Source organism: Serratia marcescens (assembly GCF_029846115.1).
GTDB lineage: Bacteria > Pseudomonadota > Gammaproteobacteria > Enterobacterales > Enterobacteriaceae > Serratia > Serratia marcescens_L.
Window position 1 is genome coordinate 2,069,793 of sequence record NZ_JARVZZ010000001.1, and the last position, 19,084, is coordinate 2,088,876.

Consider the following 19,084-nt stretch of genomic DNA (forward strand, 5'->3'; position numbering starts at 1 on the left):
TCACATGGATTTAGTCATCGAAGAATTAACGCCGGCGGCCTTTGCGCCTTACGGCGATGTATTGCAGATAGAGGGCTCGCGTTTCTTTCATATCAATGACGGGAAAACCGAGCGTTATCACGATCTCGCCAAGATAGAGGTGTCCGACGGCAACCGGGTGCTCGCCAGCATCAACCGGGCGGAACCCAGCGAGCTGCCGATGACCTTTTCCCTGTTGGAAAAGCATCCGCTCTCGTCGCAGGCCTTTGTGCCGATGAACGGCGAACGCTTCGTGGTGATCGTCGCCGAACCGGGCGACACCATCCCCATCGGCACGCTGCGCGCCTTTATCACCAACGGCAAGCAGGGGATCAACTATCATCGTAACGTCTGGCATCACCCGCTGTTTGCCTATGCGAAGGTCACCGACTTTTTCACTATCGATCGCGCGGGCGCCGACAACTGCGTGGTCAGCCGCTTGCCGGAGCCGTATCGCATAGTTTTGGCATAGCGCTGGCCGCACGCCGCGCAGGGCGTTTATCATAGCGTCACCCATGCCGTTACTGATAAAGGAAGCTTGAATGACCGAATTACGCAGGAAAGGACGACCCGCCACCGAAGCCGGTGCCACCAAAGGGGCGCAGGCGTTGGATCGCGGGCTGGAGATCCTCCAGTACCTGGCCAACGCCGGGGGGAGTTCGTCGGTTTCCGTGCTGTCCGAAAAGCTGGAGTTGCCGCTGTCCACCACCTTCAGATTGTTGAAAGTGCTGGAGAAATCGGAGTTCGTCTTTCAGGATCCACAGCTGGGCTGGTGGCATATCGGCATTCAGTCGTTCACCGTCGGTTCCGCTTACATGAACGATCGCGATGTGGTATCGGTGGCCGGGCCGTTCATGCGCCGGTTGATGTTGCTGTCCGGCGAGACCGCCAACCTGGCGATCCGCAACAATTTCGACGCGGTGCTGATTCGTCAATGCGAGTGTCAGGCGATGGTGCGCATGTGCGCGCCGCTGGGCAGCCGTTTGCCGCTGCACGCCTCGGGCGCCGGCAAGGCGCTGCTGTACCCGCTGGCGGAAGAGGAGATGCTGGATCTGATCGTGCGTTCGGGGCTGCAATCCTACACGCCGAAGACGCTGACCAGCGTGAACCTGCTGCGCAAGGATCTGTATCAGTCGCTGGCGCAGGGCTACACCATCGACGATGAAGAGCACGCGCTTGGCCTGAACTGCCTGGCTTCGGCGATTTTCGATCGCAACAACAACGTGATCGCCGCCATCTCCATCTCAGGGCCGAGTTCGCGAGTCGGCAAGGAGCGGTTCAAGGAGCTGGGTGAACTGGTGGGTGAAGTGGCCAGAGATATCAGCGCCGCGCTGGGCGAATCGCGCAGCAGGGCGTAAACGTCGCGCGCCGGGCTGAACCGGCGCGAAGCAAGACTCCCCGTTTGATGAGCAAACGGGTTTTTTTGACCGCAATTTTAAGTTGGAAAAATTTTCCAATAAATTAAGGAGAGCATCACATGGCAATTATGCGAGCGGTAGACGCGGCAATGCACGTGCTGGAAAAAGAAGGGATCACCACTGCGTTCGGCGTGCCCGGCGCGGCGATCAACCCGTTCTACGATGCGATGCGGCGGCACGGCGGCATCAAACACTACCTGGCGCGGCACGTGGAAGGGGCCTCGCACATGGCGGAAGGGTACACTCGCGCCGCCGCCGGCAACATCGGCGTGTGCATCGGCACCTCCGGCCCGGCGGGCACCGACATGATCACCGGGCTTTACTCCGCCTCCGCCGATTCGATCCCGATCCTGTGCATCACCGGCCAGGCGCCGCGTGCGCGTTTGCACAAAGAAGATTTTCAGGCGGTAGACATCGAATCGATCGCCAAGCCGGTGACCAAGATGGCGGTCACCGTGCAGGAACCGGCGCTGGTGCCGCGCGTGCTGCAACAGGCGTTTCACCTGATGCGCTCCGGCCGACCGGGCCCGGTGCTGATCGATCTGCCGTTCGACGTGCAGATGGCGGAGATCGAGTTCGATCCGGACACCTACTCTTCACTGCCCGCCTATAAGCCGGCGGCCACCCAGATGCAGATCGACAAAGCGCTGGATCTGCTGTGCGCGGCGAAAAAACCGCTGATCATCGCCGGCGGCGGCATTCACAACGCCGACGCGGCGGATCTGCTGCAGCAGCTGGCGGAGATCTGCAATGTGCCGGTGATCCCGACGCTGATGGGCTGGGGCGCCATTGCGGACGATCACCCGTTGATGGCGGGCATGGCGGGCCTGCAAACCTCGCACCGCTACGGCAACGCCAACCTGCTGGATTCGGATCTGGTGTTCGGCATCGGCAACCGCTGGGCCAACCGCCACACCGGCTCGGTGGACAAGTACACCGCCGGGCGCAAGGTGGTGCACATCGATATCGAGCCGACGCAGATTGGCCGGGTGATCTGCCCGGATCTGGGTATCGTCTCCGACGCGCGCATCGCGCTGCAAATGCTGGTGGACACGGCAAAGCGCCGCTTCGAACGCGGCGAGTTGCCGAATCGCGACGCCTGGTGCGCCGCTTGCCTGCAGCGCAAGCAAACGCTGCTGCGCAAAACCCACTTCGACAACGTGCCGGTCAAGCCGCAGCGGGTGTATGAAGAGATGAACCGCGCCTTCGGCCGCGACGCCTGCTACGTCACCACCATCGGGCTGTCGCAGATCGCCGCCGCGCAAATGCTGCACGTTTTCGAGCCGCGTCACTGGATCAACGCCGGCCAGGCCGGCCCGCTGGGCTGGACGCTGCCTGCGGCGCTGGGCGTATGCGCCGCCGATCCGCAGCGCAAGGTGGTCGCGCTGTCGGGCGACTATGATTTCCAATTCATGATCGAAGAGCTGGCGGTCGGCGCACAGTTCAAGCTGCCCTATATCCACGTGCTGGTGAACAACGCCTATCTGGGGCTGATCCGCCAGGCGCAGCGCGGGTTCGATATGGATTACTGCGTGCAGCTGTCGTTTGAAAACATCAACAATGCGGAGATTGGCGAGTACGGCGTCGATCACGTCAAGGTGGCGGAAGGACTGGGCTGCAAGGCGCTGCGGGTGTTCAAACCGGAAGAGATCGCGCCGGCGTTCCGTCAGGCCCAGGAACTGATGCAGCAGCACCGGGTGCCGGTGGTGGTGGAAATCATCCTGGAGCGCGTCACCAATATTTCCATGGGTACCGAGCTGGATAACGTCAACGAGTTCGAACCGGTGGCGGCAACGCCGGAAGACGCGCCGACCTCGGTCAACTTCTTTGATTACCGTTGAGGAGCCTTACCATGCCGAAATTTTCAGCCAACCTGTCCATGCTGTTCACCGAAGTCGATTTCATGCAGCGCTTCCGCCGGGCGAAGGAGCAGGGCTTCAGCGCGGTGGAATACATGTTCCCCTATGACTACCCGATCGCCGCGTTGCGCAGCGAACTGGAGGCGCATCGCCTGAGCCAGGTGCTGTTCAACCTGCCGGCCGGCGACTGGGCGGCGGGCGAACGGGGCATCGCCTGCTTGCCGGGGCGTGAAGCGGAGTTCCGCGACGGCGTCGGGCGCGCGATCGAGTATGCGCAGGCGCTGGGCTGCGATCGCATCAACTGCCTGATCGGCAATCCTGATCCCGCCGTCAGCCGCCACACCACCGACGAACGGGTGAAGGAGAACCTGAGCTACGCCGCCGACACTCTGGCGCGGCAGAATATCCGTCTGTTGATCGAACCGATCAACCGCTACGACATGCCGCAGTTCTACCTGCAAACCTCCCGGCAGGCGATCGAACTGATCGAAGCGATCGGCAGCCCCAACCTGTATCTGCAGTACGACCTTTACCACATGCAGCGCATGGAGGGGGAGCTGACGCAGACCCTCGAGCGCCTGCTGGCGAAGATCGACCACGTTCAGGTCGCCGACAACCCGGGGCGGCATGAGCCGGGCACCGGCGAAATCAACTGCGAGTTTATCTTCGCGCAGCTGGATCGCATGGGTTATCGCGGCTGGATCGGCTGTGAATACAAACCGCTCACCACCACGGAAAGCGGCCTGTCATGGATTAAAAAATACCTGTCTTGAGGAGATGAAAATGAAAGTGGGATTTATCGGTCTGGGCATCATGGGCGCGCCGATGGCGGAAAAACTGCTGGCGGGTGGGCACACGCTTTACGCCCACACCCGGCATGAGGTGCCGGCGGCGCTGTTGCAGCAAGGGGCCATCGCCTGCCGCGATCCGCAGCAGGTGGCGGATGAGGCGGACGTGATCTTTATCATGGTGCCGGATACGCCGCAGGTGGAGGAGGTGCTGTTCGGTGAACGCGGCTGCGCCGCCGGCAAGCTGAACGGCAAAGTGGTGGTGGACATGAGCTCCATTTCACCGCTGGAGACCAAGCGGTTTGCGCAGCGCATCAACCAGCTGGGCGCCCAGTACCTGGACGCGCCGGTTTCCGGCGGCGAAGTGGGCGCCAAACAGGGCACGCTGACCATCATGGTGGGCGGCGAGGAAGCGACCTTCGAACGGGTGCAGCCGCTGCTGGCGCTGATGGGCAAGAACATCACGCTGATCGGCGGCAACGGCGACGGGCAAACCTGCAAGGTCGCCAACCAGATCATCGTGGCGTTGACTATCGAAGCGGTCTCCGAGGCGCTGGTCTTCGCCTCGCGCGCCGGCGCCGATCCGGCCCGGGTGCGCGAAGCCCTGATGGGCGGTTTCGCCTCGTCGCGCATTCTGGAGGTGCACGGCGAGCGGATGATCAAGCGGGCGTTCGCGCCGGGGTTCCGTATCTCGCTGCACCAGAAGGATCTCAACCTGGCGCTGCAGGGCGCGAAGGCGCTGGCGCTCAGCCTGCCGAATACCGCCACCTGCCAGGAGCTGTTCAACGTCTGCGCCGCCAATGGCGACGGCGAGCTGGATCACTCCGCGCTGGTGCGGGCGCTGGAAATCATGGGCAACCACCGGGTGGCCGGCTAAGAGCACCCCCGGCATTTGATTTGCCGGCTTATCGTTAGAATCAGAGATGTTCGACATTAATAACGCCCTCTTTATGATAAATAAAGAGGGTCCCCGCCAATCCAATAAAAAATGATTCAGCACAATAAAAAGTAAAAAGCAGGATGCCAACCGAGGAGACACTGAATATGGCAACCGATAATGCTGTTATTGATAAAGATATTCTTACCGCCCCTGACAAAAACCGTTTATATCGAAAAATCGCCTGGCGCATTATGCCCATTTTATTAGTGAGCTATATCGTCGGTTATCTCGATCGGGTTGGGATCTCGTTTTCGAAATTCCAAATGATGCCCGATATTCTGAACGGCAATGTCTCGATGGCCGAAGCCGTTTACGGGCTGGGCGCCGGGGTGTTTTTCATCGGCTATATCATCGCCGGGGTACCCAGTAACATTCTGCTGAGCCGCTACGGCGCCAGAAAGATCATCGCGCTGCTGATGGTGGTGTGGGGGGCGATCTCGATGCTGAGCATCTTTATCACCAACCCCTGGCAATTCTACCTGGCGCGTTTCCTGCTGGGGCTGGCGGAGGCCGGCTTCTACCCCGGTGTGATCCTCTATCTGACGCTGTGGTTCCCGTCCAGCCAGCGCGCCAAGATGACGGCGCTGTTCGTATGCGGCATCCCGGTCAGCAACATCATCGGCGGCCCGCTGTGTGGGTGGATCATCGAGCACATGAACGGCCTGATGAATCTCTCCGGTTGGCAGTGGCTGTTCTTTATCAGCGGCCCGCGCGCGCTGCTGATCGCCATCGTCATCTTCTGTTTCCTGGATAATACCTATCAGAGCGCCAAGTGGCTCAGCTCGCAGGAGAAGGCGCTGATCAAAGAGGATATGGCGCAGAGCACGCCGCGCCCGGGCGCCGCCGGCGGGCAGGAGTGGACGATGAAAAGCATGCTGAGATCGTCCGCGTTCACCAAAATGTGGCTGATTTGCTTCTGCACCGTGATGGGCCAGGGCGGGCTGGCGTTTTGGGTGCCGACCATTATTCGCGACACCGGCGTGACCTCGGTGATGGATATCGGCCTGCTGACCATGCTGCCGTACATGCTGGCGGTGGTGGCAATGCTGGCGGCCGCACGCAGTTCGGACAAGCATCGCGAGCGGCGCTGGCACATCATCGTGCCGTTCTGCATCGCCGCGGTGTCGCTGATCTTTATCGGCCTGTTCCCGGACAACAAGCACGTGGTGATGGCGGCGCTGTGCGTGGCGGTGGCGTCGAGCCTGGTGCCGTCGCCGCTGTTCTGGAGCCTGCCGAACGCCATTTTTACCGGCACCTGCGCTGCGGCGGGCATTGCGCTCATCAATTCCATCGCCAATATCGGCGGTTTTATTTCGCCTTATATCATCGGCTATTTCAAACAGCTGACCCACAGCAATTTGGCGGCGATGTGCGTCTTGTCGACGATGATGATACTGGGGGCGATATTAACCTACAGCGTGCCGGCGAAATGGGTCAATAAATAACACTTTCCTTCAGCTTCATTAAATAGTCGGCAACAGTTTTATTTTTATTTCGCCATGCATTTCTCATCTGATTATTTCAGCGGGGGAAGGCATGGCCATTTTTATTTCGTCTCGAATAAAGGAGGCAGCATGAAAATTGTTATTGCACCGGATTCATTTAAAGAAAGCGTCAGCGCAGAACGGGCGGCGCAGGCGATCGCGCGCGGCTTTCACGAGGTTTATCCCGATGCCGAGTGCGTCTGCCTGCCGATCGCCGACGGCGGCGAAGGCACGGTGGACGCGCTGGTGGCCGCCACCGGCGGGCGCAAGGTGACGGTATCGGCGACGGGGCCGCTGGGGGAACGGGTGACGGCGTTTTATGGCATCAGCGGCGACGGCAAGACGGCGGTGATCGAAATGGCGGCGGCCAGTGGATTGATGCTGACGCCGGCGGCGCGCCGTAACCCGCTGCTGGCGACCAGCTACGGCACCGGTGAACTGATCCGGCATGCACTGGATCAGGGCATTCGCCACCTGATCCTCGGCATCGGCGGTAGCGCCACGGTGGATGGCGGCGTCGGCATGGTGCAGGCGCTGGGCGGGCGCTTCTACCGCCCGGACGGCAAGGCGTTGCCGTGGGGCGGCGGCGAGCTGGCGACGCTGAGCGGAATCGATCTCAGTACGCTGGATGCGCGCCTGCGGCAGTGCCGAATCGAGGTCGCCTGCGACGTAGACAATCCGCTGGTGGGGCCGCGCGGCGCGGCGGCGGTGTTCGGGCCGCAGAAGGGCGCGACGGCGGCGATGGTGGCGCAGTTGGAACAGGGCCTGACGCAGTATGCCGAGGTGCTCCGCCAGAGCACCGGTCACGACGTGCGGCACGTCGCCGGCGGCGGGGCGGCGGGCGGCATGGGGATCGCCTGCCAGGTGTTTCTCGGCGCAACGCTGAAGCCGGGTATCGAGATCGTGATGGCGGCGCTGGGCCTGGAGCAGGCGCTAGCGGAGGCTGATTTGCTGATCACCGGCGAAGGACGCATCGACAGCCAAACGCTGGGCGGCAAGGCGCTGTCCGGCGTCGCCCGTCTGGCGCGCGCGCGCGGCCTGCCGATGATCGCGTTGGCCGGCGTGGTGGAGGACGGGGCGGAGGCGCTGCACGCGCAGGGAATCGACGCGATGTTCAGCATTCTGCCGCGCCTGAGTACGCTGGAGGTCGCGCTGTCGCAAGGGGAACTCAACCTGCAGCGCAGCGCCGCCAACATCGCCCGCGCGATGCGCATCGGCCGCCGATTGGGATAAAAAAGAAGGCCACGCTGCGCGAGCAGGTGGCCTTGGTTTTGGCGGCGAAGCGCTTACGGCTCGACGTCGCGGTTGCAGTCCTTGGAGTAGATGTAGCTGAAGGTTTCCTGGCCCACTGCATAGCCCGCCTGCTGCACATAGGCGCCCATGAAGATGTAGTCGCCTTGCTTCACCGGCATCCATTCATTGTCCAGGTTATACACGCCGGCACCGCTGAGAATGTAGGCGCCATGTTCCTGCACGTGGGTCTCGATGTAGCCGTGGCTGGCGCCGGGGGCGAAGGAGAGGATGTGCATATTCATGTCGAAGCCCAGATCTTTCGGCAGCAGATCCTGCAGGATCACCTCGCTCATACCCTCGTAGTGGATCTTCTCCAGGTTGGCGACGTTGTTGCTGACCACGTGCGCTTCATAGCCCTTGATGCGCTGGTAGCGGCGCTTGTAGAGGAACAGGCGGCTGGATTGACCGCCGTTGGCGTTTTCCAGCCGGATCGTGACGCCCGCCGGGCAGTAAAGGTAGCCGCCGGCGGTCAGCGGGTAGTCGGTGGCGTCGGCGGAAGCAGTGATGGCGCCGTCGATGACGTACACGAAGGTTTCGATCTCTTCGCCGCCAAAGCCTTTGGTGTTGCGGCCGCAGTCGTGCAGCGTCACCAGATAATCGACGAAGGTGGCGCCCAGTTTCGGCGTCGACAAGATGGTGACGTCGCAGTTTTCAAAACCGGGAATGACGTTGCGCACCAGACCGTTCGGCGGGATCAGCGCATAGTTGCCGCGTTTGATGATGGCGCGCGTTGACAGAATGTCGGTTGGATAACCGGTTTGATTGTTGAAGTAACCCACGTTGATTCTCCTGATCGTTGAAAGGGCGCCGCGGCGGCGCCCGGTAAAAAAATCGCCGTCAGGCCTCGGTGGCCGTTTGGGCTGCCGTAGTGCGTTTCATCAAGACGTTGACGGTGAAGAAAATAGCGGTGCCCACCAGCAGGATGGCGGCGGAGATGTAAAAACCCATCACCTTGGAGCCGGTGCTGTCGGAGATCACGCCGGTGAGGAAGGGGGCGATCACCGACGAGGACATGCCGAAGAAGTTGAACACGCCGAAGCTGGTGCCATAGCCTTTCTTCGGCGCGTTGTCGGCGACGAAGGAGATCATGATCGGATCGACCGCCAGTTTACCCAGCAATCCGTACAGGATCAGGCTGATCAGCAGCATGGTGGAGTCCGGCGAAATGACGGTGCAAACCAGCATCACCGCCGCGCACAGCTCGAGGAAAATGATCAGCTGTACCTTCTTGTTGCGGAAACGGTCGGACATGCGGCTGAAGAACAGCGCGCCCGGCACCGACGCGAACGCCACCAGGGCGGAGGAGAAGCCGATGGCCACCCCTTCAAAGCCGCGCTCCTGCTGCAGGAACGAGGGCAGCCAGGTGACTATCATGTAGTAGCCGTAGCAGGTGGCGAAGTACATCGCGTAGGCGGAGATCATGCGCAGGCTGAACAGGCCGCTGGGCTGGCCGTCCTCTTCGGGCTCGGCAGCCGTCGGCGCAACGGTCTGGCTGACGGCCGCCGCGGCTTGAGGCTGCGAGCCTTTGATGACCACGGCGAACACCAGCGTCATCACCACCAGCAGGCCGGTGATGATGAACAGCATGATCTGCCAGTTCATGTTGAAGCTTTTCACCAGCAGGCTGGAGGCGATCAGGCCGATGGCCATGCCGAGCGCCGAGCCGCTGTTGATCACCGCGGTCGCCAGGCCTCGGCGTTCCAGCGGGATATTCTCCGACGACAGGGAGTAGGCCGAGCCGTAATACGAGCCGCAGCCCATGCCCGCCAGCAGGCTGCCGGCATAGACCATGGTCAGGCTGGTGGCGTTGCCGATCAGCAGCGTGGCGATGATGAACAGGCAGAAGCCCGGGATCAGCACCACCTTCTTGCCGAATTTGTCCACCAGGATGCCCGCCGGGATCTGCATCCCGGTGTAGGCGAAGAAGTAGAAGCTGGCGATCAGCCCCATTTCCGCATTGGAGTGCGCGCCGATGGTTTGTTGGATCTCGGGGAAGATCGGCGTCAGGACGGTGCGATAGATCCAGATCACCGCCCAGCCCAGACAGAGCACGACGACGATCTTTTTCCAGTAGCGCGGGTCGATGTCGTTGCTCATGCCTCGGCCCCCTGTTCGGTATAGGCCAGCTGATACAGCGTCTGCGCCAGGATTTTCACCCCTTCGTTCAAATCGGCGACGGCGGTTTTTTCCGCCGGGTTATGGCTGATGCCGGCGATGCTCGGCACGAATATCATCACCGTCGGCACGCGCGGGGCGAAGATTTGCGAGTCGTGCCCGGCGCCGCTGTGCATCATGCGGTAATTCAGCCGCTGCGTTTCGCACAGGCGGCTAACGCAGGCCACCAGCTGTTCGTTCATCGGGATCGGCGCTTCGTCCATCCACAGATCGATCTCGGCCTCGATGCCCATCTCGGCGCAGATGCGCTGGATATCCTGCTCGATCTCCTGTGTGAAGCGCAGCAGCGCGGCCTGATCGGTGTGGCGGCAGTCGAGGGTGAAGTGGGTGAAGCCCGGCACCACGTTGACAGTGTTCGGCTTCGGCTCCACCTTGCCGAAGGTCAGCACCAGCGGGTCGCCCTCGGCGCGCGCCTTGGCGATCGATTCGCAGCAGATGCGGCTAAAGGCGTGCACGGTATCCCGGCGGTAGCTCATCGGGGTGGTGCCGGCGTGGTTGGCTTCGCCCTGCAGCCGCACGTCATAACGCCGTTGGCCGACGATACTGGTCACCACGCCGATGGTTTTGCCTTCGGTTTCCAGAACCTTGCCCTGTTCGATATGGATCTCGACGAAGGCCGCGATGTCGCTGCGCAGCGGCTGATGCGGCGGGGGGAAATCGAAACCGGCGTCGCGCATGGCGTTGACGAAGCCGACGCCCTTGGCGTCCGTAATGTGCTGCACGTCTTCCCGCCGGGCCAGGCCGACGATGTTCTTGCTGCCCCAGAACACATAAGGGAAGCGGCTGCCTTCTTCTTCCGCCAGCGCGATGACTTCCAGGCTGCGTAGCGGCGGACCGTAGGTGTCTTTAAGGTATTTGATCGCCATGAAGGCGGCTTCGATACCGAACTGGCCGTCGAGGTTGCCGCCGTTGACCACCGTGTCGATGTGCGAACCGGAGAGAATCACCTGGTCGGGGTATTTGCTGCCCTCCAGTCGGCCGAACAGGTTGCCGACCGCATCAAAATGGGTGCTCAGCCCAGCGGCCTCGAAGGTATTTTTCAACGCGTGCTGCGCTTCGATCCATTCCGGAGTATAAAGCAGACGCGTCATGCCGCCGCTGGGATCGGCGCCGATTTTCGATAACCAGCCGGAAATATCACGGATTTCTTGTTGGAAGTCTTTCATTTTTACCTGCCCGCATGTTGTGTCTCAGCGGCGATGCGGCCAGGGCTGATGCTATTCGCCGCCGGCCGGCCTATTGCGCTGAGCGCGCTGATGAAGGTTTTCTTTTTTCTCCCCGGCTCTGACATATCAACCGCGAGCCGCGGCGTAAAAAGCCCACGATAATAAGAGTGCGTTAACTGGCGAAGGGATCTTTATGGTCGTAAGAACGCTGGTAAATAGCATTTGAAATTAAGTATTGATAAATATCGTCGACGATTTCGATACCGTTTTTCTCGCTTTCCATTTCACGCGCATGGCTGTTCTGCCCTGGATAAAGCACTTTGCTGACGCCCGGCGCCGGCTTAACGGCATTCAATTCTTTCATGACCTGGCTGATATTTTTACGGAATGCGGATTCGTTGGTGAAATAACCCGGGTTCAGAACGATATGCAATTGGCCCAATTCCCGGCCGGCGCTGAGATCGTGATACATCGAGCTGACGTGTTTGCCGAACGGCAGGCCGAGCAAAATGCCCGACAGCACGTCGACCATCATCATCAGGCCGTAGCCTTTCGGCCCGGCGATCGGCAGCAGCCCGCTGACGGCGAACGGATCGGTGGTGTGCTTGCCCTCGGCGTCCACCGCCCAGGTATCCGGGATGGCGGCGTTGCGCGAGCGGGCGTCCAGCACTTTGCCCCAGGCCTGTACGGTGGTGGCCATATCGAAGGTGATCAGCTCGTCGCCTTCGCCCGGCGCGGAGAAGGCGATGGGGTTGGTGCCGTAGTAGACTTCGGCGCCGCCGTACGGCACCACCATCGGATCGGACTGGCACAGCGAAATGCCGATCATGCCGGCGCGCGCCGCCTGTTGCACGAAGTACGACAGTGCCCCGCTGTGGCCGATGCGGCGTACGCCCACCACCGCCACGCCGTTCTCTTTCGCCATCTCGATGGCGCGATCCATGCTCAGCTTGGCCGCCACGTGCCCGGCGCCGTTGTCGCCGTCGAAAATGGCGCTGCAGGGACCGGTTTTTTCAAAGGTGAAATGCGGGTGATTGTTGGTGCCGCCTTTGCTGATGCGTTCGGAATAGTATTCGACCCTGACCGCGCCGTGAGAATGAATGCCGCGCGCATCGGCATGAACCAGCACGTCGGCGACGATGCCGGCGTGTTCCTGGCTCAGGCCGGCGGCGTGAATTTTTTGCTGGATAAGCTGATGTAATTGTTGTTTAGAGACCTTCATATACAGTCCTTTTATCACTACGGTTTATTTAATTCGCCTCTGCGTTGTAATGTATAAATACCGGGTGGGAATAATGTGATCCAGATGCGTTTTATCCGATTGGATTAAAAATTAGTTGAATTAAATCGCCATTGTTAGAAGTTTTTTTATAAATGCTTTTTCCCGTCTGGATTAACTAATATTCAGGCGATTAAGTTATTTTTTCTAACAATGAATAAAGTGTGACCGTACTCACCTCTGGGCGTGGTTTTAATTTGTAGCTTGATCATTAACCTTTTCGCTGGATTCAATGCATCGCCGTGCCGCCGGTACGGGAAATATTGCCGATATTATTAAATGCTGTCTTAAGGATATCACCATGATCCATGCTTTTATTAAAAAGGGGAGCTTTCAGGATTCCGTCAGCCTGATGTTGATCTCCCGCAAACTCAGTGAATCTCCCAAGGTCGAGGAAATATCCGTCATGATGGGGACACCGGCCAATAAATCTTTATTGGAGGTGACCGGTTTCTGGCACCCGCAGTTTAGCGAAGCGACGCCGAACGATATTTGCGTGGCGATCAAAGCGGAGTCCACCGACGAGACGATCGCCGAGGAGATCGGCGCGGCGTTGGAGATGGCGCTCAAGGCGATTGCGCAGGGGAGCCAGGGCGGCAAAAAACTGCTGCGGGCGCGCAGCTGGCGCACCGCCAGGCAAAAGCTGCCCGCCGCCAATCTGGCGCTGATCTCGATCGCCGGCGAATACGCGGCGGAGCTGGCGGATAGCGCGCTGGAAGACGGCTGCAACGTGATGATGTTCTCCGATAACGTCAGCCCGGCGCAGGAAGTGGCGCTGAAAACCAAGGCGCGCGAACGCGGGCTGATCGTGATGGGGCCGGACTGCGGCACCGCCTGCATCGCCGGCGCGCCGCTGGCGTTCGCCAACGTGGCGCCCGCCGGATCTATCGGCGTGGTGGGCGCCTCCGGCACCGGCATTCAGGAGCTTATTTCGCAAATTACCCTGGCAGGCCAGGGCATCTCGCACGCCATTGGCCTCGGCGGGCGGGATTTGACGGCGGAGATCGGCGGCATCAGCGCCATCAGCGCGCTGCGCATGCTGGCGGCGGATCCGCAGAGTCATGTGCTGGCGTTCGTGTCCAAACCGCCGGCGCCCGAGGTGCGCCAACGGGTGATCGACGAGATGAAAGCGCTCGGCAAGCCGGTGGTGGCGCTGTTCCTCGGCGCGCAGTCCGCCGTGCGCCAGGATGGCAATATCACGTTCGCCGCCACGCTGGATGAAGCGGCGCGGCTGGCGGCGATGCAGGGCTGTGTGCAGCAACAGGCGGCGCAGCAGCCTGCGGTGCCCGGCGGCAAAATCGCCGGGCTGTACGCCGGCGGCACGCTGGCGGCCGAATGCGCGATGCTACTGGCGGAAAAACTGTCCCTGCCGCTGGATAGCGAGCACCCGCGCGGCGCCATGCTGGTGGCCAACGGCCATCGCATCATCGACATGGGCGATGACTTCTACACCCAGGGGCGCCCGCACCCGATGATTGACCCGACCGCCCGCAATCAAGAGATCGCCCGCCTGGCGCAGCAGCCGCAGACCGGCGTGTTGCTGCTGGACGTGGTGATCGGCTTCGGCGCTCAGGACGATCCGGCGGCGTCGCTGGCGGCCGAGGTGGCCAACGTGCGCGCGGCGCGCGGCGCGGCCCACCCGCTGGCGGCGATCGCCACCGTCACCGGCACCGAACAGGATCCGCAGCAGCGCTCGCGGCAAATCGCCACCCTGCAGGAAGCCGGCATCGCGGTGATGCCGTCGCTGCCGGCGGCGGTCGCGCTGGCGCATCAGCTGATTACCCCCGTCTTACCCGCACCTGAACGCGAACGGCCGGCCTTGCTGGACGGTGTCGCGGTGATCAATGCCGGGCTGCGCAGCTTCGCCGATGACCTGCAAACCAGCGACATTCCGGTGGTGCATTACCAGTGGGCGCCGGTGGCCGGTGGCGATCAACGATTAGCCAACATCTTGAAAAAATTAAAGTAAGGAACCGCTATGTACGCAACGATTGAGCAAGCAAACGCCGCCGTTATCGCCCGTATCCGCGAGGCGCGCCCGCACTGGCAGGATGTGGATCTGGCGCACCGCTTGATCCCGCAGCTGGCCGAAGGGCGCAAGCTGCTGCACGCCGGCCCGCCGGTCACCTGGCAAGAGATGAGCGGCCCGGTGCGCGGCGCCTGCATCGGCGCCTGCCTGTTCGAAGGCTGGGCGCAGGATGAGCAGCAGGCGCTGGCGCTGCTGGAGCAGGGGGAAATCGAGTTTATCCCGTGCCACAGCGTGAGCGCGGTGGGGCCCATGGGCGGCATCACCTCGGGCCACATGCCGATGGTGGTAGTCAGGAACACCGTTCACGGCAACTACGCCTACTGCAACATGAACGAAGGTATCGGCAAAGTGATGCGCTTCGGCGCCTACGGCGAGGACGTGCAGCAGCGCCTGCGCTGGATGCGCGATTCGCTGGCCCCGGTGTTGAAAGCGGTGTTGGCGACGCTGGAGGAGGGGATCGATCTGACCGCCTTGATGGCGCAGGCGATCAGCATGGGGGACGAATTCCACCAGCGCAATATCGCGGCCTCGGCGCTGCTGATGCGCAGGCTGGCGCCGGAGATCAGCCTGCTGCCGCGCGATAAGGCGGAGCTGGCGCAGGTAATGCAGTTCCTCAGCATCACCGATCAGTTCTTCCTCAATCTGGCGATGGCCTACTGCAAGGCGGCGATGGACGCCGGGGCGGAGATTGAGCAGGGCACCATCGTCACGGTAATGACCCGCAACGGCAAGAACTTCGGCATCAAGATCAGCGGGATGGGCGATCGTTGGTTCACCGCCCCCGTCAATACGCCGGAAGGGTTGTTCTTCTCCGGTTTCAGCCAGGCGGACGCCAACCCGGACATCGGCGACAGCGCGATCACCGAAACCTTCGGCATTGGCGGCGCGGCGATGGTGGCGGCACCAGGCGTGACGCGCTTCGTCGGGGCTTCCGGCGGCATGAGCGCCGCCACCGACATCTCCGAGGAAATGGCGGAGATCTACCTCGAACGCAACATGATGCTGCAGATCCCGACCTGGGACTTCCAGGGCGCCTGCCTGGGGCTGGATGCTCGCCGGGTGGTGGAAACCGGCATCACGCCGCTGATCAACACCGGCATCGCCCACCGCGAAGCCGGAGTCGGACAGATCGGCGCCGGCACGGTGCGCGCGCCGCTCGGCTGCTTTGAGAAAGCGATCGAAGCGCTGGCCGATAAGCTCGGCATTACGGCGTAAACGAACGGAGGCGCGTATGGACATTATCGCGTTAGCCGGCAGCCGCCATGCGACGCAGGACTACGGCGCGCTGCGCTGCGTCGGCAGCTTCAACAACGCGATCAATTTCCTGACGGAAAACGCGCGGCTGCTGACGCTGCACCGCGCCGGCAGCGGCCTGAGCCCGATGGGGTGGCAGCTCGGCGCGCGGGGTTTCGATCGCGTGCGGCGTGCGGTGCCGTCCGTACGACGCTGCGCTTTCTCCGCCTCTGGCCTCTTGCTGGATACGCTCTTTGTCCGTCCTGCGGCGGCGGCCCGGGATCTGGCGCTGGCGCCGCGTGCGGCCATTGCCGATCGGCCGCTGACGGCGGTATTGCAGCACTGCACGGCGCTGTGTGGGTTGCACGGCGAGCTGGGCCGATTGGTGAGGCAGCCGTTAACGCCGGAGCCGGCCGCGCTGGTGCGGGATTTTTCCCGTTGGCTGCGGGGCGACACGGTCGACTGGCGCCAGGCGCTGGGCAAGGGGCCGGGGCTGACGCCGAGCAACGACGACACCTTGCTCGGCCTGCTGCTGAGCGCCCACCTCGACAGCCGCATCCAGGTTACCGGGCTGGCGCCGTTTTTCGCCCAGACGCCACCGCTGGACGCGCTGACCACGCTGGTGAGCGCGCATTACCTGCGTTACGCCGAGCAGGGCGTGTTCGCCACGCCGCTGCATACGTTGGCGCAGGGGCTGCGGGCGCCTGAAGAGGTATCGGCGGCGGTGAAGGCGGTGCTGAGTCTGGGGCACTTCTCGGGAGCGGACACGCTACTGGGCGTGTGGCTGGGGGTGACGACGATTAACGCACTGTGCGGCGCGCGGTGTGAACACGAGGGCCGGATCGCGGATCCGGCCGGGACGGTATGATTTCAACTACGGGTGCAAGCCATGAAAACCTTGGTCATTGCGTTGGGCGGCAACGCCCTGTTGCAGCGCGGAGCTGTGCTCTCTGCGGAAAATCAGTATAAGAGCATCGCCCTGATCGCCGACGCCATCGGCAAACTGGCGCAGAAATACCGCATCGCCATCGTACACGGCAACGGGCCGCAGGTGGGGCTGCTGGCGTTGCAGAACTTGGCGTACCGCGATGTGCCGCCTTATCCGCTGGATATTCTGGTGGCCGAAAGCCAGGGCATGATCGGCTATATGCTGGCGCAGCAGCTGAGCGCCAGCCATCCGCAGCAGCCGGTGTCCACGCTGCTGACGCGGGTGCTGGTGGATGCGCAGGATGCGGATTATCAGGCGCCGAGCAAGTTCATCGGGCCGGTGTATGCGCCGGAACAGCGGCAGGCGCTGGAGGCCAAATACGGCTGGACGCTGAAGGCGGACGGCAACTACATCCGCCGGGTGGTGCCTTCGCCGGCACCGCAGAAGATCCTCGACATCGAGGCGATCACGCTGCTGCTGTCGCAGCGGCACATCGTGATCTGCAACGGCGGCGGCGGTATTCCGATGATCGCCGGCGAGCATGGGCTGATGGGCAGCGAAGCGGTGATCGACAAAGATCTGGCGGCGGCGCTGTTGGCGGAGCAGGTGGGGGCCGATCATCTGGTGATCCTCACCGATGCCGACGCGGTGTACCAGGAGTGGGGCACGCCGCGCCAGCGCGCCATTCGGCGCACCACCACGCAGGAGCTGGCGCCGATGGCGGTGGCGGACGGCGCCATGGGGCCGAAGATCATGGCGGTCAGCCGCTTCGTCGATCGCACCGGGCGGACGGCCCATATCGGTGGCCTGCAGGATATCGACGCGGTGCTGGCGGGCCAGGCCGGCACCTCTATTTTACCTTAGCCACCGTCGGTTGATCCGCGCTCGCGCTGGCGCGGATAAGTATGCCTAAATGGCATGATTTCAATAATTTTTATTCATTTCATGATGTTGCTCGCCTTGGCTAGAGTAAAAACACCCCGGTATTTACCGTCAAAAATTTGTCATTTTTATTTGCGACTATGCTTTTTGAAATGACATTTCGGCCAAGGATTGTTATGGATTCGCTCAGTGTTGATGAACTCGCCCAGAAGAAGGATCGCTGGTATCGCATTGTGGAGGAGATGTTGGCGGAAGCCGGCGTCGCCATCAACGGCCCGCGCGCCTGGGATATCCGGGTGCACAACCCGGCGCTGTTCAAACGCATTTTGCAGGAAGGCTCGCTCGGTTTTGGCGAAGGCTACATGGACGGCTGGTGGGAGTGCGAACGCCTGGACATGCTGTTCACCCGCATTCTGCAGGCCGGCGTCGATGAGCGGCTGCCGAAAAGCTTGAGCGACATTGCGCGCGTTGCCTATGCCCGGCTGTTCAACCGCCAATCGCGCAAGCGCGCCTGGCAGGTGGGCAAAGAGCACTACGACATCGGCAACGACCTGTTCCGGGCGATGCTCGACCCTTACATGCAATACTCCTGCGGCTATTGGAAAGAGGCGCAGACGCTGGAGCAGGCACAGCAGGCCAAGCTGCGGATGATCTGCGAAAAACTGCAGCTGAAACCGGGCATGACGCTGCTGGATATCGGCTGCGGCTGGGGCGGGTTGGCGCAGTTTGCGGCGCAAAACTACGGCGTCACGGTGCACGGCGTGACCATTTCGGCCGAGCAGCAGAAGCTGGCGCAGGAACGCTGCGCCGGGCTGAACGTCGAGATTTTGCTGCAGGATTACCGCGATCTGGATCGCCAGTTCGATCGCATCGTGTCGGTCGGCATGTTTGAGCACGTCGGGCCGAAAAACTACGAGACCTATTTCAGCGTCGCGGCGCGCAACCTGAAGCCCGATGGCCTGTTCCTGCTGCATACCATCGGTTCCAATCAGACCGATCTCAACGTCGACGCCTGGATAGACAAATACATCTTCCCCAACGGCTGCCTGCCTTCTGTGCGGCATATCGCCGAGGCCAGCGAAGGGCGTTTCGTGATGGAGGATTGGCACAACTTTGGTGCCGATTACGATCGCACGCTGATGGCCTGGCTGGAGAACTTCAAGCGGGCGTGGCCAGAGTTGGCGGGCGGCTATTCCGAGCGCTTCGAACGCATGTTCACTTACTACCTGAACGCCTGCGCCGGCGCGTTCCGTTCGCGCAACATTCAGCTGTGGCAGGTGTTGTTCAGCCCGGCGGGCGTGGAGGGCGGGGTGCGGGTCTATCGTTGATATCCCCGTCATATTTCAAGCTACATCTGTGCTGGCTGCGTTTGCGCGCCCCGGTCGCTTACTTGAGTAAGTTCCCGGGGACTGACAAACTTGCCGCCTTGATGCAACTCGAACTATTTAGGGGATACCCTTCAATATTTACTTTGGGACAACACATATACCCAATGGATTTCCAGTTGCGTCCAGGCGGCAAACGTGAGAAACCCCAGGCGCTTAGATAACTAAGAGACTGGGGTTCGAACGTGCAGCCAACAACGATGCGGC

At 61.7% G+C, this 19,084-nt stretch carries 16 protein-coding genes; 12 read left to right on the plus strand and 4 right to left on the minus strand.

Features of this window, described 5'->3' with window-relative positions:
- Positions 1 to 4 precede the first annotated feature (4 nt).
- From QDT79_RS09605 to QDT79_RS09635, 7 genes are all read left to right on the plus strand, one after another.
- A complete protein-coding gene (locus tag QDT79_RS09605; RefSeq protein WP_308316436.1) occupies positions 5 to 490 on the plus strand; it encodes an ureidoglycolate lyase in 486 nt (161 codons plus the stop codon).
- Positions 491 to 560: 70 nt separating this feature from the next.
- Complete coding sequence (gene allR / locus QDT79_RS09610; protein ID WP_308316437.1) at positions 561 to 1,376, plus strand: HTH-type transcriptional repressor AllR; 816 nt, start codon at positions 561 to 563, stop codon at positions 1,374 to 1,376.
- Positions 1,377 to 1,495: 119 nt separating this feature from the next.
- Positions 1,496 to 3,277 (plus strand): glyoxylate carboligase, encoded by a 1,782-nt coding sequence (gcl, locus tag QDT79_RS09615; protein ID WP_063991006.1) that lies wholly within the window; start codon positions 1,496 to 1,498, stop codon positions 3,275 to 3,277.
- 11 nt (positions 3,278 to 3,288) lie between these two features.
- Positions 3,289 to 4,068 (plus strand): hydroxypyruvate isomerase, encoded by a 780-nt coding sequence (gene hyi / locus QDT79_RS09620; protein WP_039566969.1) that lies wholly within the window; start codon positions 3,289 to 3,291, stop codon positions 4,066 to 4,068.
- A gap of 10 nt (positions 4,069 to 4,078) precedes the next feature.
- Entirely contained in the window at positions 4,079 to 4,960 is an 882-nt protein-coding gene (gene glxR, locus QDT79_RS09625) for a 2-hydroxy-3-oxopropionate reductase (RefSeq protein WP_033647242.1), read from the plus strand.
- Between the two features lie 254 nt (positions 4,961 to 5,214).
- Complete coding sequence (locus tag QDT79_RS09630; protein WP_308316438.1) at positions 5,215 to 6,468, plus strand: MFS transporter; 1,254 nt, start codon at positions 5,215 to 5,217, stop codon at positions 6,466 to 6,468.
- Positions 6,469 to 6,597: 129 nt separating this feature from the next.
- The gene (locus tag QDT79_RS09635) at positions 6,598 to 7,740 is read left to right on the plus strand and encodes a glycerate kinase (protein ID WP_063991009.1); all 1,143 of its coding nucleotides are present in this window, start codon (positions 6,598 to 6,600) and stop codon (positions 7,738 to 7,740) included.
- Positions 7,741 to 7,793: 53 nt separating this feature from the next.
- Here QDT79_RS09635 and allE read toward each other — a convergent pair whose 3' ends face one another.
- The 4 genes from allE to allD all read right to left on the minus strand — a co-directional run bounded on the left by allE (position 7,794) and on the right by allD (position 12,363).
- Positions 7,794 to 8,579 (minus strand): (S)-ureidoglycine aminohydrolase, encoded by a 786-nt coding sequence (gene allE, locus QDT79_RS09640; protein WP_308316439.1) that lies wholly within the window; start codon positions 8,577 to 8,579, stop codon positions 7,794 to 7,796.
- 58 nt (positions 8,580 to 8,637) lie between these two features.
- Positions 8,638 to 9,897 carry an MFS transporter gene (locus QDT79_RS09645; RefSeq protein WP_130017554.1) on the minus strand — a complete coding sequence of 420 codons (1,260 nt, stop codon included), beginning with the start codon at positions 9,895 to 9,897 and terminating at the stop codon, positions 8,638 to 8,640.
- Positions 9,894 to 11,141, minus strand: a complete 1,248-nt coding sequence (gene allC, locus QDT79_RS09650) for an allantoate deiminase (RefSeq protein WP_308316440.1) — start codon at positions 11,139 to 11,141, stop codon at positions 9,894 to 9,896. Before allC ends, QDT79_RS09645 begins: the two co-directional genes overlap by 4 nt.
- 172 nt (positions 11,142 to 11,313) lie before the next feature.
- Entirely contained in the window at positions 11,314 to 12,363 is a 1,050-nt protein-coding gene (gene allD, locus QDT79_RS09655; RefSeq protein ID WP_060423493.1) for an ureidoglycolate dehydrogenase, read from the minus strand.
- Positions 12,364 to 12,721: 358 nt separating this feature from the next.
- On the opposite strand from allD, the gene QDT79_RS09660 reads away from it, so the two are divergent.
- The 5 genes from QDT79_RS09660 to cfa all read left to right on the plus strand — a co-directional run bounded on the left by QDT79_RS09660 (position 12,722) and on the right by cfa (position 18,820).
- Positions 12,722 to 14,389, plus strand: a complete 1,668-nt coding sequence (locus QDT79_RS09660; protein ID WP_308316441.1) for an acyl-CoA synthetase FdrA — start codon at positions 12,722 to 12,724, stop codon at positions 14,387 to 14,389.
- Between the two features lie 9 nt (positions 14,390 to 14,398).
- Positions 14,399 to 15,664 carry a YlbE family protein gene (locus QDT79_RS09665; protein WP_107227207.1) on the plus strand — a complete coding sequence of 422 codons (1,266 nt, stop codon included), beginning with the start codon at positions 14,399 to 14,401 and terminating at the stop codon, positions 15,662 to 15,664.
- 16 nt (positions 15,665 to 15,680) lie between these two features.
- Complete coding sequence (locus tag QDT79_RS09670; protein WP_107227208.1) at positions 15,681 to 16,550, plus strand: oxamate carbamoyltransferase subunit AllH family protein; 870 nt, start codon at positions 15,681 to 15,683, stop codon at positions 16,548 to 16,550.
- Positions 16,551 to 16,571: 21 nt separating this feature from the next.
- Positions 16,572 to 17,474, plus strand: coding sequence for a carbamate kinase (locus QDT79_RS09675; RefSeq protein WP_107227209.1), 903 nt, complete (start codon positions 16,572 to 16,574; stop codon positions 17,472 to 17,474).
- A gap of 194 nt (positions 17,475 to 17,668) precedes the next feature.
- On the plus strand, positions 17,669 to 18,820 hold the full coding sequence (cfa, locus tag QDT79_RS09680) for a cyclopropane fatty acyl phospholipid synthase (protein WP_107227210.1): 1,152 nt from the start codon (positions 17,669 to 17,671) through the stop codon (positions 18,818 to 18,820).
- The last annotated feature ends 264 nt before the right edge of the window (positions 18,821 to 19,084 follow it).

Coding starts and splice junctions, on each gene's coding strand:
- QDT79_RS09605 (WP_308316436.1), top strand. CDS start 5: ATGGATTTAGTCATCGAAGAATTAACGCCGGCGGCCTTTGCGCCTTAC.
- allR (WP_308316437.1), top strand. CDS start 561: ATGACCGAATTACGCAGGAAAGGACGACCCGCCACCGAAGCCGGTGCC.
- gcl (WP_063991006.1), top strand. CDS start 1,496: ATGGCAATTATGCGAGCGGTAGACGCGGCAATGCACGTGCTGGAAAAA.
- hyi (WP_039566969.1), top strand. CDS start 3,289: ATGCCGAAATTTTCAGCCAACCTGTCCATGCTGTTCACCGAAGTCGAT.
- glxR (WP_033647242.1), top strand. CDS start 4,079: ATGAAAGTGGGATTTATCGGTCTGGGCATCATGGGCGCGCCGATGGCG.
- QDT79_RS09630 (WP_308316438.1), top strand. CDS start 5,215: ATGCCCATTTTATTAGTGAGCTATATCGTCGGTTATCTCGATCGGGTT.
- QDT79_RS09635 (WP_063991009.1), top strand. CDS start 6,598: ATGAAAATTGTTATTGCACCGGATTCATTTAAAGAAAGCGTCAGCGCA.
- QDT79_RS09645 (WP_130017554.1), bottom strand. CDS start 9,897: ATGAGCAACGACATCGACCCGCGCTACTGGAAAAAGATCGTCGTCGTG.
- allC (WP_308316440.1), bottom strand. CDS start 11,141: ATGAAAGACTTCCAACAAGAAATCCGTGATATTTCCGGCTGGTTATCG.
- allD (WP_060423493.1), bottom strand. CDS start 12,363: ATGAAGGTCTCTAAACAACAATTACATCAGCTTATCCAGCAAAAAATT.
- QDT79_RS09660 (WP_308316441.1), top strand. CDS start 12,722: ATGATCCATGCTTTTATTAAAAAGGGGAGCTTTCAGGATTCCGTCAGC.
- QDT79_RS09665 (WP_107227207.1), top strand. CDS start 14,399: ATGTACGCAACGATTGAGCAAGCAAACGCCGCCGTTATCGCCCGTATC.
- QDT79_RS09670 (WP_107227208.1), top strand. CDS start 15,681: ATGGACATTATCGCGTTAGCCGGCAGCCGCCATGCGACGCAGGACTAC.
- QDT79_RS09675 (WP_107227209.1), top strand. CDS start 16,572: ATGAAAACCTTGGTCATTGCGTTGGGCGGCAACGCCCTGTTGCAGCGC.
- cfa (WP_107227210.1), top strand. CDS start 17,669: ATGGATTCGCTCAGTGTTGATGAACTCGCCCAGAAGAAGGATCGCTGG.